We start from the raw sequence: 13290 nt of genomic DNA, 5'->3' as shown, positions 1-13290 counted from the left end.
GGGTGAAGGCCTTCAGGCTCAGGCGAAATCCCGCTGTACACGCAGCGTACCGAGCGTGGTCGCGAGGGCGTCGTACTGCCCGACCAGCAGGCAGAACTCGATCAGCTGACGTTCGTCGTAGTGGGCGGCGAGGTCCCGCCAGGCGTCGTCGTCCAGGTCGCGCTTGTCGACCAGCATGTCCACCGCCGACAGCAACGCCTGATGCCGAGGGCTCCAACCCGACGCGTCAGGTCCGGCGAACACCCGCTGCTGCAGTTCGTCGGTCACCCCGGCGCGCTTGGCCAGCCGCGTGTGGTGGTCGAGCTCATAGTCGCATCCGCGCAGGTGGGCGACCCTCAGGATGACCAGTTCGGTCTCGTGGCGGGAGATCCGGCCGAACGGCATCAGCATCGCGGAGAATGCCAGCCAGCCGCGGAACAGCCCGCGTGCCCGGCCGAAGGTGCTGAAGATGTGCGCGTCCGGGGCGCCGACCACCCGCGCGGCGGCGCGGCAGTACGCCCAGTTGATCAGGCCCAGCTCGCGCAGGCCGCCCGGGTTGATTCTCGGTGTGGTCATGGTGCTCAGTCCGGTTGAGGGGTGGTCAGGTCGGCGTGCTCGGCGCGAGCGATCTCCAGGGCTTCGGCCAGCCCACGCTGGGCCCGCAACTCGATCAGCCGCTGGGCGAGCATGCGGATCGGCAGCACCCACGCGACCCACCAGGGGGCGACGATGCGCCGCGAGCGCGCCGCGATGCCGCGTTCGATGCGGTCGATCGCGGACTCGAGGCTGGTGGTGCCGCTGAACGAGCCGCCGCCGGTCATCTTGGCGGCGGCCTCGGTGCCGAATCCGCGCGCGGTCATGTCCGTGTCGAGTTCGGCGAAGTACGCCACCCCGACCTTCGCGCCGCTGCGCTGCAGTTCGATCCGCAAGGTGTCGCCGAGCGCCTCGACCGCGGATTTCGAGGCGGAGTAGGCGCCCATCAGTGGCAGCCGGACCGCCGCCGCCGCCGAGGAGACCGCCAGCGCATAGCCGTCCCCGTGGCTGATGTGCGGGCCGGCGGCGCGCAGCGTGTAGTAGCTGCCGAGCACGTTGACCGCGATGGTGCGTTCGAAGATCCGCGCATCGCCGCCGATCAGCGGCAGCTGTGCGGCCACGCCGGCATTGGCGATGACGATGTCCAGGCCGCCGAGTTCCTCGACGACCTCCGCGACGGCGGCGTCGACCTGCTCGCGGTGGGCGACATTGCACTCACGCCACGGTGCGTCGCCGCAGCGGGCGGCGACCTGCGCCAACAGCTCGGGTTCGAGGCCGATCAGTCCCACGCGGGCGCCGCGCTGCGTCAGCCGGACGGCCAGCGCGGCGCCGATGCCTCGCGCGGCGCCGGTGATGAGTATTCGTCTGCCCCGCAGGGCCTGGTCGAGCACTCGCGCCATCGTCGGCTCCCCACTGTCCGAACACAACTCACCGTCAGGTCAGGCCACGCTAGCAGGGTGCTAGCTTCCAGTGCCAGAGGCGATTTCGCTGCTAGTGCACCAGGTAGGGGGACACGGTGCTGCGGTGTTCGTCGATGTCGAGTTCCCGGCCGAGCGGTGGGAACGCGCGTTGCGGGCAGTTCAGCCGCTCGCACACGCGGCAGCCCGAACCGATCGGGGTCGCGCCGGCGCCGGTGAGGTCGAGCCCGTCGCCGTAGATCAGCCGGCCGGCGTGCCGCAGTTCGCAGCCGAGTCCGATCGCGAAGGTCTTGCCGGGCTGGCCGAACCGCGCCGGACGCCGGGTGACCGTGCGCGCCACCCACAGGTAGGCGCGCCCGTCGGGCATCTGGGCGATCTGGCGGAGGATCTTGCCGGGCGAGCCGAAGGTCTCGTAGACGTTCCACAGCGGGCACGTGCCGCCCGAGGAGGAGAAGTGGAAGCCGGTCGCGGACTGGCGTTTGGACATGTTGCCGGCGCGGTCGACCCGGACGAACGAGAACGGCACCCCGCGCAACTGCGGACGCTGCAGCGTGGACAGCCGGTGGCAGACGGTCTCGTAGCTGGCCGAGAAGTAGTTGGACAGCCGCTCGATGTCGTAGCGGAACTCCTCGGCGGCGTCGTGGAACTGCTGGTAGGGCAGGACGGTCGCCGCAGCGAAGTAGTTGGCCAGGCCCAGCACGCCGAGCGACCGGGCCTCCGGGCTGGTGAACCCGCCCTCGTCGGCCAGCTTGTCGAGCAGGTCGCCGCATTCGAGGTAGGCGAGCTCCGCGGCCATCCGGAACGCGCGCTGCCCGGGCAGCAACTGGGTGGCGAACTCCATCGTGCGGGCCTCGGGGTCGTATCGGTGCAGAATGTTGTCGCCCAGGTCGATCCGCTTGACGATGCGCACCCCGTGCACGTCGGTCAGACGCGCGGCGATCTCCTTGAGGACGTCGCCGCGGTGCATCCGCAGCCGCTGGGTCAGCTCCTCGGCAGCGACGTCCAGCTCGTGCAGATAGTTCTGCCGTTGGTAGAAGTAGTCGCGGACCTCCTCGTGCGGCATGGAGATCACGCCGTTCTCGCCGAGCACCGCGTTGCGGCCCTCGGTGACGGCATTGAGCTGGTCGGTGGCGTTGCGGTAGCGGCGGTGGATGTTGACCATCGCCCGCGCCAGCGCGGGATGCGCGGAGACCATCTGGGCGATCTCCGCGGCGTCCGCATCGACGCCGACCTGCTCGTCCAGCACGACCTCGCGCATCTCCGCGATCAGCCGGGTGGCGTCCTGTGGGGAGAAGAACGTGGCGTCGACGCCGAAGACCTCGGTGATCCGGAGCAGGACGGGCACGGTCAGCGGCCGCACGTCGTGCTCGATCTGGTTCAGGTAGCTCGGGGAGATCTCCAACGTCTGCGCGAGCGAGACCTGACTGAGGCCGCGCTCGGTGCGGAGTTGGCGCAGACGCGCCCCGACGAAGGTCTTGGACACCTTTCGAGCGTAGGCGTGCCACCGATGATTCGCCACGCGCCCTTGGCAAAGTTCGCACGCTGTGACCTGTCACATCCGATCGGGGAATTCCGCACAAAGCGTTGCCGATCGTTCGACTGATTGTTAACGTGCGTCACGTTGTGCATGTGAGCCATGCAACACTGTCGAGTTTTACCGCCGTGGTCCACACCGGGAGCGGCGATCCACCAGATCTGGAGGAACGAATATGGGTTCATTGGCCGACGTGATCACCGCGCTGATCCCGACCCTCGGCTCGGCCGCGGCGGGCGACGGGCTGTTCGCCACTTTCCTGGGGTCGGTCGAGGGCATCACCGGGGTTACGCCCACCGCCTAGGGGCTCGGTCCGCGCATCGGTCGTGGACCTCATCGTCGCGTCATGCGACCACCCACCTCATCAGCGGCGCAGCGCCGCACAGACCTTTAGGAGCAGCACATGGGATCGGTCACCGACATCCTCAAGATCGTCACGGGCTTCGCCGGACCGCTCGGCACGCGCTTCGTCGACGCGCTCGTCACGCTCAGCGGCGGCACGCCGCAGGCGAAGTAGGGCGTACACCACACCCGCGATTCGGCCGTGGCTCGTGCACAATGCACGAGCCACGGCCGATCGTCATCGCAGGACGCGGCCGCCGGCCGGACCGAGAGTTGAGGCAGTAGAGCAATGCGGAGTATCAGAACACGGGTCGTCGCGGGTGCCGCCGCGCTGGTGACCGCCGCGGTCGTCGGTGTCGCGTCGGGCGGTGTCGCGTCGGCCGCGCCCGCGGGACCGGCCCGGCTGGTCTCGGAGACCGCGGGCCCCGGACAGCGCGTGGACATCACCGTCTACTCGCCCTCGATGGACCGCACGATCCCGCTGCAGGTGTTGCGTCCCCGGGACACCTCGGCTCCGGCGCCGACCCTGTATCTGCTCAACGGCGCCGGCGGCGGCGAGGACTCGGCGACGTGGTCCGCGCAGACCGACGTCGCCGCGTTCTTCGCCGGCAAACAGGTCAACGTGGTCACCCCGGTGGAGGGCGCGTTCAGCTACTACACGGATTGGGCCAAACCGGACCCTGGACTGGCGAAGAAGACCCACAGCAACGGCCGGAACATGTGGACGACCTTCCTGACGAAGGAGCTGCCGCCGGTCATCGACAAGGCGTTCCGCACCACCGGCACGAACGCCCTGGCCGGCATCTCGATGGCCGGCACCTCGGTGCTGGACATGGCCATCGAGTCGCCGCGGCTGTACCAGAGCATCGGCGCCTACAGCGGCTGCGCGATGACCAGCGACCCCGTCGGCCAGAACTTCGTCAGTCTCGTCGTCGGACTCGGCAACGGTGACGCCGAGAACATGTGGGGACCCTACGGCGGCCCGCAGTGGCGGCAACACGACCCGTACCTGAACGCGGCGAAGCTGCCCCGCGTCCCGATGTACATCTCGTCGAGCACCGGTCTGTCCGGCTCGTACGACACACTGGCGAACTGGCGGCTGCACGGCAACCAGGCCACCCTGGCCAACCAGCAGGTGGTCGGCGGCGTGATCGAGGCCGCCACCGACTACTGCACGCATCGGCTGGCCGAACGCACCACCGCACTCGGCATGAACAACATCAGGTACAACTTCCGGCCGACCGGCACCCACTCGTGGGGGTACTGGCAGGACGACCTGCACATCTCGTGGCCGATGATCGCGAAGTCGCTGGGGCTGTGACGCGCGGAGGGCTCGCGGTGCCGTCCCGGATGCGCGGACCGCTCCGGATGCTCGTACCGGCACTGGCGCTGGCCTCGGCGCTGCTGCTGTCACCTGCCGTCGGCGTCGGGCTCGCGCGCGCCGACGATGTCGTGCCGCCGCGGGTCCCGGTCGCCGCGGACGCCGCCCCGGCGATCGTCGGCGAGACCGCGCTCTCCGACCGACTGGTGCTGCTGCAGGTGGCCAGCCCGGCGATGCGGCGCGTGGTGCCGGTGAAGGTGTTGAAAGCCGCGGACGGAAGCCGGCCCCGGGGCGCCTACTACCTGCTCGACGGCAACTCCGGGCGGGTCGACGACACCAACTGGCTCGATCCGGCCGACGGCGATGCCCAGGCGTTCTTCACCGACAAGAACGTCAACGTCGTGTTCCCGATCGGGGGCACCGGCACCATGTACACCGACTGGCAGCAGGACCATCCGAAGTTCGGCCGTGTCAAGTGGGAGACGTTCCTGACCGAGGAACTCCCGCCGCTGATAGACGCGCGGTTCCACACCGACGGCCGCAACGCGATCGGCGGCATCTCGATGGGCGCCGAGGCCGCGGTGATGCTGGCCGAGCGTCATCCAGGTCTGTACCGCGCGGTCGCCGGTTACAGCGGTTGCTACCAGACGATGGGTGCGGCGGGGGAGCTGCTGACCGACCTCGTGGTGATCAACGGGAACGCCAGCGGCGCGCAGATGTGGGGTCCGCCCGGGGGCCCCGATTGGCGCGCTCACGACATCTTCGCCGGCGCCGCGAAGCTGCGCGGTACGGCGGTATACCTGTCGTCGGGGTCGGGCCTGCCCGGGCCCCACGAGACCCTGCAGACGCCGAACCTGCTGCAGGTGGTGACGACGGGCGGCGTGCTCGAGTTCGGGTCGAATGCCTGCACCGATCAGCTCACCGGGGCGTTGCGGTCGGCCGGGGTGGACGTCACCCGCAGCGCGACCCCCGTCGGCGTGCACGCATGGGCCTACTGGCGCGACGAGCTGGCGCGGTCCTGGCCGACGTTGCAGCGCGCCCTCGGCTAACCAGCCTCGGACCCGGCGAGTTCGCGCAGCTCTACGCGCAGCAGATCCCGATACCGTTCCGGGTCCGGCATCGCGGCGAGGTCGACGCTGAAGGTGATCGCGAGGTGCGAGCCCTGGGTGCTGATCAGGTGGCGCAACCCGTCGCCGTCAAAGATCGGCAGCACCCCCAGCGCGACCACGAGCGGCCCGCCGCGCAGGCTCAGCCGGTCGGCGGCAGGCGGCAGGTTGCTGATGGTGGTGTGGTGCAGGAGCACGGTCTCGCCGTCGGCGGCTCTGTGTGACTTGGCCCAGCCGGCGAGCCTGAGCAACCATGCCGGCGACGATTCGACCCGCTCGGCCGCCCGGCGAACGTCCTCGTGCGCGTGCCGGGACTTCTCACGGCGCGCGGATTCGGAGATCGCCCGCAGGCGGTCCGCGGCGTCGCGTACGTCGGTGTGCAGGTCGACGGTCATCAGCGCGAGCTTGTTCGCGGAGTCCCAGTCGGCGATGGGGCGCACCGACATCGGCACCATGGCGGCCAGCGAGGTGCCGGGCTGCAGGCCGCGGCAGGTGAGGTAGGCCGTCAACGCCCCAGACACCGTGGCCAGCATGACGTCGTTGACGGTCGAACCGGGGTGGCGTCGCCTGGCCCGCTGGACCTCGTCGAGCGACAGCAATGCGACGTCGAAGGTCCGCTCGCCGGTCACCGGCCCGTTGAACACGGTGGCCGGACGGACCGCGGCCGGTTCGTGCAGGACGCCGGAGGAGACGAGGGTCTGCACCCGCCGAGCGGCGCGGCCGGTACGGGCGAGCCCGCGCCCGAAGTCGAGCATCCGCAGCGGGAAGCGCACCACCGCGTCGACGGCCCGTGTCACCTCATCCACCGCCGCGGCGACCCCGGCGCGTGCGGGTGCATGGTCCACGGCCGGCGGTTCGTCGGACGCGAACAACCGGGCCTCCAGCTCGCGGGTGGCGACCCCGTCGCCGGCGCTGTGATGGAGTTTGAGCACCACGACCGTCACGACCTCCGGCAGGCCCGGGATGTCGGAGGCGCCGACGAGGAAGTGGACCTCCCAGGGCGGACGGGTCAGGTCCAGCCGGGTGCGCGCCACGGCCGCGATCGCTGCGCGCACCGGCGTCCAGCCGGGCTGGTCGATCTCGGTGACGACGACGTGTCGGTTCACGTCGAAGGACGGGTCGGCGACCCATCGGGGCAGGTCCAGGTCGAGCGGAATCCGCCGCAGGCGACGGCGGAAGATCGGCGACATTCCCAGTCGCCGGCGCATCCAGTCGACGGCCTCCGCGCGGGAGAAGCCGCCCCCCCGCGCCCCGTCGGCGGGGGCGGCGAAGGCGTACACGGCCAGGAAATGGGACGGGTGCCGATCGGACTCCTCGTACACGAACGTGGCATCCCGGGGCCGCAGCCGGGTCTGTGGATCGGGCACGGGCACCGGCGTCTCTCGCTTCCCCGGGTCCCGTACGGACCCTCGTCACAGGTCTGGATCGCGGTCGGTCGGCGGACCGTGAGGCCGCACCGCGCCCGCTCGCTGTCGACAGTAGCCGGACGGGCGAGGTGAGAACGGCCACATCGGTCGCTTCGGGCGGTGTCGTCGGGCGGGTGCGCAGGGGCGCCGGCCGGGCCGTCGGGCCGCGGTGTCCGTCACCTCGGTTGACATCAAAACCGCAGGCCGACCCCACTTTTCGCCTACTGGCCGGTAACTTGATCTACCGATATCGCCAAGCTTGCTTTGCAAAATTAGCCAAATGCGATGAAAACATGGCGAAGATTGGCATTTGCAAGGGGTGGACCTGCGTGTTTACCGTGTGCCATCGTCTGTGTAGTACAGGCCAAGCGCTGGTACGGGGTTGCGAAATCGCGAGCACTGATCCGGCTTCCGGATTTCGGTGTCGGGGCTTGAAACCGCCCCCTCCGTCGCAGTCGTACCTGCCTTGAGGGCCAAGGCATGATCATGAGAAACGGGAGCCTCGATGTCGAACGTCGGCAAGCCGAAGACCGCCGCTGAGATCCAGCAGGATTGGGACACCAACCCGCGCTGGAAGGGCATTACTCGTAACTACACCGCAGAGCAGGTCGTCAAGCTGCAGGGCAGCGTCGTCGAAGAGGCCACCCTCGCGCGCCGCGGCTCGGAGATCCTCTGGGACCTCTTGAACAACGAGGACTACATCAACTCCCTCGGCGCCCTCACCGGCAACCAGGCCGTGCAGCAGGTCCGCGCGGGCCTGAAGGCCATCTACCTGTCCGGTTGGCAGGTCGCCGGCGACGCGAACCTCTCCGGCCACACCTACCCGGACCAGAGCCTGTACCCGGCCAACTCGGTGCCGCAGGTCGTCCGCCGCATCAACAACGCGCTGCTGCGCGCCGACGAGATCGCCAAGGTCGAGGGTGACACCTCGGTCGAGAACTGGCTCGCCCCGATCGTCGCCGACGGTGAGGCCGGCTTCGGTGGCGCCCTCAACGTCTACGAGCTGCAGAAGGCCATGATCGCGGCCGGTGTCGCCGGTTCGCACTGGGAGGACCAGCTCGCGTCTGAGAAGAAGTGCGGCCACCTCGGCGGCAAGGTGCTCATCCCGACCCAGCAGCACATCCGCACCCTGACCTCGGCCCGTCTCGCGGCCGACGTCGCCGGTGTCCCGACCGTGGTCATCGCCCGCACCGACGCCGAGGCCGCCACCCTGCTGACCTCCGACGTCGACGAGCGCGACCGCCCGTTCCTGGACGGCACCCGCACCGCCGAGGGCTTCTACGGCATCAAGAACGGCGTCGAGTCCTGCATCGCGCGTGCCAAGGCCTACGCCCCGTACGCCGACCTCATCTGGATGGAGACCGGTGTCCCGGATCTCGAGGTCGCCAAGCACTTCGCCGAGTCGGTTCGCAGCGAGTTCCCGGACCAGCTGCTGGCCTACAACTGCTCGCCGTCCTTCAACTGGAAGGCGCATCTGGACGACGCGACCATCGCGAAGTTCCAGCGCGAGCTCGGCGCGATGGGCTTCAAGTTCCAGTTCATCACCCTCGCCGGCTTCCACTCGCTCAACTACGGCATGTTCGACCTGGCGCACGGCTACGCCCGCGAGGGCATGACCGCCTTCGTCGACCTGCAGGAGCGCGAGTTCAAGGCTGCTGCCGAGCGCGGCTTCACCGCGGTCAAGCACCAGCGTGAGGTCGGCGCCGGCTACTTCGACGCCATCGCCACCACGGTCGACCCGAACACCTCGACGGCGGCGCTGAAGGGCTCCACCGAAGAGGGGCAGTTCCACTAAAGCGGAGGGATCATGCCCCGGAGGTTCTCTTCGGGGCATGATCGACTTCGGACCTCCGTAGACGGCATCCACCACGAGACTGCTTCCACCACGAGATTGAGGAGCTGATGTGACCAGCGAGAAGATCCAGCGAGTCGGAGTCATCGGCGCCGGACAGATGGGTGCCGGTATCGCGGAGGTGTGCGCCCGTGCGCACGTCGACGTGCTGGTGTACGAGGCCACCCGCGAGCTCGCGGCCGCGGGCCGCGCCCGCATCCTGCGTTCGCTCGACCGCGGCGTGAGCAGCGGCAAGATCACGGAGCGCGAGCGTGAGCAGGCCGCCTGGCGGCTGCGCTTCACCTCCGACCTCGGTGACTTCGCCGACCGCCAGCTCGTGGTAGAGGCCGTCATCGAGGACGAGAAGGTCAAGACCGAGATCTTCGCCGAGCTCGACAAGGTCGTCACCGACCCCAACGCAGTGCTCGCCTCGAACACCTCGTCCATCCCGATCATGAAGCTCGGCATGTCGACCCAGCAGTCCAACAGGGTCGTGGGCATGCACTTCTTCAACCCGGTGCCGGTGCTGCCGCTGGTCGAGCTGGTCACCACGCTGATGACCAGCCCCGAGGTCGCCGAGCGGGCAGAGTCGTTCGCCCGTGACGTGCTCGGCAAGGAGGTCGTCCGCTCGGCCGACCGCTCCGGTTTCATCGCCAACGCGCTGCTGGTGCCGTACCTGCTCTCGGCCATCCGGATGGTCGAGTCGGGCTTCGCCAGCGTCGAGGACATCGACAAGACGATCTCGCTCGGCCTGGCCCACCCGATGGGTCCGCTCAAGCTGGCGGACCTGATCGGCCTGGACACGGTCAAGGCGATCGCCGACTCGATGTACGAGGAGTTCAAGGAGCCGCTGTACTCGCCGCCACCGCTGCTGCTGCGCATGGTGGAGGCCGGCCGGCTGGGCAAGAAGTCCGGTCACGGGTTCTACAAGTACCCCGAGAACGGTCAGTCCTCCGGCAAGTGAGCCCTCTCGGCCACCAGGATGTGGAGTTCGCCAGGGACGTGGCCGTCAGCGGCTGCGTCCCTGTGCGCATCGAGGCATTCCGGGGCACTCCGGGAAGTAACGTTCCACATGGGCCCGGCGGTCCGGCGCCGGCACAGTCCGAAGTTTCTACAGGCACACTCGCGCAGCGCACCCGGCCAGGGCCCCCGCCCCGGGGCTCCTGGCAGGGCACGAGGGAAAGGTCGACATCGGTATGACCAGCTCCGCAGTTCCGGCAGGTATCGGCTCGAGCGTTCTCGGCTACCCGAGGATCGGTCCGCGCCGTGAGCTCAAGCGTGCACTGGAGTCGTATTGGCACGGCGAGTCCGGCAAGGACGAGCTGCTCGCAGTGGGCAGGGAGATCCAGGAGCAGACCTGGCTCGAGCTCGCGGCGACGGGCCTGACCCAGGTGCCCGGCAACACCTTCTCCTTCTACGACCACGTCCTCGACAACGCGCTGCTGTTCGGCGCGGTCCCGCGGCGGTTCGCCTCGCTGGAGGCCGACCTCGACCCGCTGGACTTCTACTTCACGCTCGCCCGCGGGCGCGAGGACTTCCCGCCGCTGGAACTGGTCAAGTTCATCAGCAGCAACTACTACTACCGGCAGCCGGAGCTGGACGAGCAGACCACGTTCTCGCTGCGCTCCGAGGCCCTGCTCGACGAGTTCCACCGGGCCAAGGAGCACGACGTCGAACTGCGGCCGGTGCTGCTCGGGCCGATGTCGCTGCTGATGCTGTCCAAGCCCGGCCCCGAGGCGGCCGAGGGATTCCGCACGCTCGACCTGCTCGACGCGCTGCTGCCGCAGTACGAGGCGCTGTTCGAGCAGCTCGCCCGGGCCGGCGCGACCTGCATCCAGCTCGACGAGCCGTGGTTCACGCTGGACCGCAGCGAAGAGGAGCTGGAGAAGTTCCGCAACGCCTACGACTCGCTGACCAATGCGCCGCTCCGCCCGCGCCTGCTGGTGACCGGACCGTACGGCGACCTCGGGCCCGCGCTGGAGATCCTCGCGTCGACCAACGTCGAGGCGATCGGCCTGGATCTGGTCACGGTGCGGCGCAGCGCCGAGGAACTCGCCGCGATCCCCGGCATGCGGCGCAAGCGTCTGTACGCCGGCGTCATCGACGGCAAGAACGTCTGGCGGGTCGACCGGCTCGCCACGCTCGAGTACCTGCAGCAGCTGTACGCGGTGATCCCCGACCTCGTCGTGTCGACCTCGTGCTCGTTGATGCACGTCCCCTACGACGTGCTCTCCGAGTACGACCTCGACGATGCGGTCGCGGGGCGGCTGGCGTTCGCCAAGCAGAAGGTCGGCGAATCGGTCGCGCTGGCCCGCGCGCTCAAGGACGGTGCGCCGGAGAAGTGGCGCGCCGCCGGGTCCGCGTCCGCGGTGCTGCCCGACGAGGCGGTCCGGTCCCGGGTCGCCGCGGTGACCGACGCCGACCGCGCGCGGGTGCCCTACGCGCAGCGTCGCCTGGCCCAGCAGGAGGCGCACCGCCTGCCGGTCGTGCCGGCCACCACGCTGGGTTCGTTCCCGCAGACCACCGAGATCCGCAAGGCCCGGTACGACCTGGGTCAGGGCCGGCTGAGCTGGGAGGACTACCAGAAGCGGGTGCACCAGGAGATCGAGCGGGTCATCCGGCTCCAGGAGGACATAGGGCTGGACGTGCTCGTGCACGGCGAGGTCGAACGCAACGACATGATCCAGTTCTTCGCGGAGCAGCTCGACGGCGCCGCGGTCACCCGCAACGGCTGGGTGCAGGTCTACGGCTCGCGGGCGGTTCGGCCGCCGGTGATCTACGGCGACGTCTCCCGGCCGAAGCCGATGTCGGTGGACTGGGTCGGTTATGCGCAGTCGCTGACCGACAAGCCGGTCAAGGGCATGCTCACCGGTCCGGTGACGATGCTGGCGCTGTCGTTCGTGCGGGAGGACCAGCCGGCCAAGGACACCGCGGATCAGCTGGCGCTCGCCGTCCGCGACGAGATCGCCGACCTCGAGGCGGCCGGCATCACGATCATCCAGGTCGACGAGCCGGCCATCCGGACCCTGCTGCCGCGCCGGCAGTCCGGCCGCGACGAGTACCTGGACTGGGCGGTCGGCGCATTCAAGCTGGCCACCGGCGGGGCGCAACCGTCGACCCAGATCCACACCCACATCGGGCTCTCGCAGGTGCACGCCGTCGTCGAGGCGATCGAGAACCTCGACGCGGACGTCACGTACATCATCTCGACCCGCACCATCAACTGGGTGCTCGACTCACTCCAGGATGCCGGGCTGTCCCGTGAGGTGGGGCCGGGTGTGTACGAGAGCCGGTCGGCGCGTATCCCGGACATCGACGAGCTCGACGACCTGCTCACGCGGGCCGCCGACGCGATCGATATCGACCGGCTGTGGGCGAATCCGGACGGCGGGCTCAAGACGCGGCACTACTGGCAGCTCGAACCGTCGCTGCGCAATCTGGTGGCGGCGGCCCGGCGGCTGCGCCGGCGGGCGGCCGCCGAGCAGGCGGGCTAGCGGGCCACGCCGGTCGAGAAGCCGGAAACGACGACGGTCCCCGGCCCTTGCGGGTCGGGGACCGTCGTCGTCTACGGAGTGGGGACGGCTGCGGTGCCGCTCAGTCCTCGTCTTCCGGCCGGACCAGCGGATGGTCCATCGCGTTGAACCGGCTCGGCGAGGCGCCTGAGGCGGCGATCCCGGCGATGGCGCTCCAACCGAACATCACGAGGTAGTCGATCAGCGCGTCGACCGACATGGTCTTGTGGGTCATCCACCGGTGGGTGGCCAGCTGCACGCCGCCGACCACGGCGTAGGCCCACGGCTCGGCACCCCCGGAGTCCATCCCGCGCGCCCGCAGGTGCTCGCCGAGCACAGTGGAGAGCATCTCCGCGATCACCCGCTCGCTCTTCGCGACCGCGTCCTGGACACCGGTCCCCGACGACGAGGTCATCCCCATCACGAACGGGTAGATCTCCGGCTCGTCCGCGACCGTGCGCACGTAGACGCCGATCGCGGCCTTGCACAGGCCGTACTCGTCGAGGTCCTGGGAGAGGGCCTCGGCCAGTGCGGGCGCCAGCCGGGTCTCCATGAACCTGGTGGTGGCGGCGCCGGTCAGGTCCGACTTGTCGGTGAAGTAGCGGTAGAGCACGGTCTTCGACACGCCGATCTCCGCGGCGATCTCGTCCATGCCGATGTCGCTGCCGCGCAGCCTGATCGCGGCGAGGGTGCCGTCGACCAGCTCCTCGCGCCGGGCCAGCTTGTGTTCCTGCCAGCGGCGCTTGCGCCCGTCCATCCTCGCCGCTCCCGTCTTGTCGGAGCCCCTCTTGTGATCCCGCTTCGATGC

11 protein-coding genes are annotated in these 13290 nt (G+C 69.4%); 6 read left to right on the top strand and 5 right to left on the bottom strand.

The window, feature by feature from the left end:
* Positions 1-18: 18 nt before the first annotated feature.
* From G4X40_RS07515 to ramB, 3 genes are all read right to left on the bottom strand, one after another.
* Complete coding sequence (locus G4X40_RS07515; protein WP_277831443.1) at positions 19-555, bottom strand: carboxymuconolactone decarboxylase family protein; 537 nt, start codon at positions 553-555, stop codon at positions 19-21.
* 5 nt (positions 556-560) lie between these two features.
* Complete coding sequence (locus G4X40_RS07510; protein WP_277831441.1) at positions 561-1412, bottom strand: SDR family NAD(P)-dependent oxidoreductase; 852 nt, start codon at positions 1410-1412, stop codon at positions 561-563.
* 91 nt (positions 1413-1503) lie between these two features.
* Positions 1504-2913 (bottom strand): acetate metabolism transcriptional regulator RamB, encoded by a 1410-nt coding sequence (ramB, locus tag G4X40_RS07505; protein ID WP_277831440.1) that lies wholly within the window; start codon positions 2911-2913, stop codon positions 1504-1506.
* A gap of 226 nt (positions 2914-3139) precedes the next feature.
* On the opposite strand from ramB, the gene G4X40_RS07500 reads away from it, so the two are divergent.
* The 3 genes from G4X40_RS07500 (at position 3140) to G4X40_RS07490 (ending at position 5676) form a co-directional block, all read left to right on the top strand.
* A complete protein-coding gene (locus tag G4X40_RS07500; RefSeq protein WP_277831439.1) occupies positions 3140-3268 on the top strand; it encodes a hypothetical protein in 129 nt (42 codons plus the stop codon).
* A 327-nt stretch (positions 3269-3595) separates the two neighbouring features.
* Positions 3596-4627, top strand: a complete 1032-nt coding sequence (locus G4X40_RS07495) for an alpha/beta hydrolase (protein ID WP_277831437.1) — start codon at positions 3596-3598, stop codon at positions 4625-4627.
* Between the two features lie 29 nt (positions 4628-4656).
* Positions 4657-5676 carry an alpha/beta hydrolase gene (locus tag G4X40_RS07490; RefSeq protein ID WP_277831435.1) on the top strand — a complete coding sequence of 340 codons (1020 nt, stop codon included), beginning with the start codon at positions 4657-4659 and terminating at the stop codon, positions 5674-5676.
* Here G4X40_RS07490 and G4X40_RS07485 read toward each other — a convergent pair.
* On the bottom strand, positions 5673-7100 hold the full coding sequence (locus G4X40_RS07485) for a wax ester/triacylglycerol synthase family O-acyltransferase (RefSeq protein WP_277831434.1): 1428 nt from the start codon (positions 7098-7100) through the stop codon (positions 5673-5675). The genes G4X40_RS07490 and G4X40_RS07485 overlap by 4 nt on opposite strands.
* 544 nt (positions 7101-7644) lie before the next feature.
* Here G4X40_RS07485 and aceA point away from each other — a divergent pair.
* The 3 genes from aceA to metE all read left to right on the top strand — a co-directional run bounded on the left by aceA (position 7645) and on the right by metE (position 12464).
* The gene (gene aceA / locus G4X40_RS07480; protein ID WP_277831432.1) at positions 7645-8934 is read left to right on the top strand and encodes an isocitrate lyase; all 1290 of its coding nucleotides are present in this window, start codon (positions 7645-7647) and stop codon (positions 8932-8934) included.
* A 109-nt stretch (positions 8935-9043) separates the two neighbouring features.
* A complete protein-coding gene (locus G4X40_RS07475) occupies positions 9044-9934 on the top strand; it encodes a 3-hydroxybutyryl-CoA dehydrogenase (RefSeq protein ID WP_277831430.1) in 891 nt (296 codons plus the stop codon).
* 232 nt (positions 9935-10166) lie between these two features.
* The gene (gene metE / locus G4X40_RS07470) at positions 10167-12464 is read left to right on the top strand and encodes a 5-methyltetrahydropteroyltriglutamate--homocysteine S-methyltransferase (protein ID WP_277831429.1); all 2298 of its coding nucleotides are present in this window, start codon (positions 10167-10169) and stop codon (positions 12462-12464) included.
* A gap of 100 nt (positions 12465-12564) precedes the next feature.
* On the opposite strand, the gene G4X40_RS07465 is transcribed toward metE, so the two are convergent.
* A complete protein-coding gene (locus tag G4X40_RS07465; protein ID WP_277831428.1) occupies positions 12565-13239 on the bottom strand; it encodes a TetR/AcrR family transcriptional regulator in 675 nt (224 codons plus the stop codon).
* Between the last annotated feature and the right edge of the window lie 51 nt (positions 13240-13290).

Source organism: Speluncibacter jeojiensis (assembly GCF_029589495.1).
Classification (GTDB): Bacteria; Actinomycetota; Actinomycetes; order Mycobacteriales; family Mycobacteriaceae; genus Speluncibacter; species Speluncibacter jeojiensis.
This window is presented reverse-complemented; position numbering and strand designations above follow the sequence as displayed.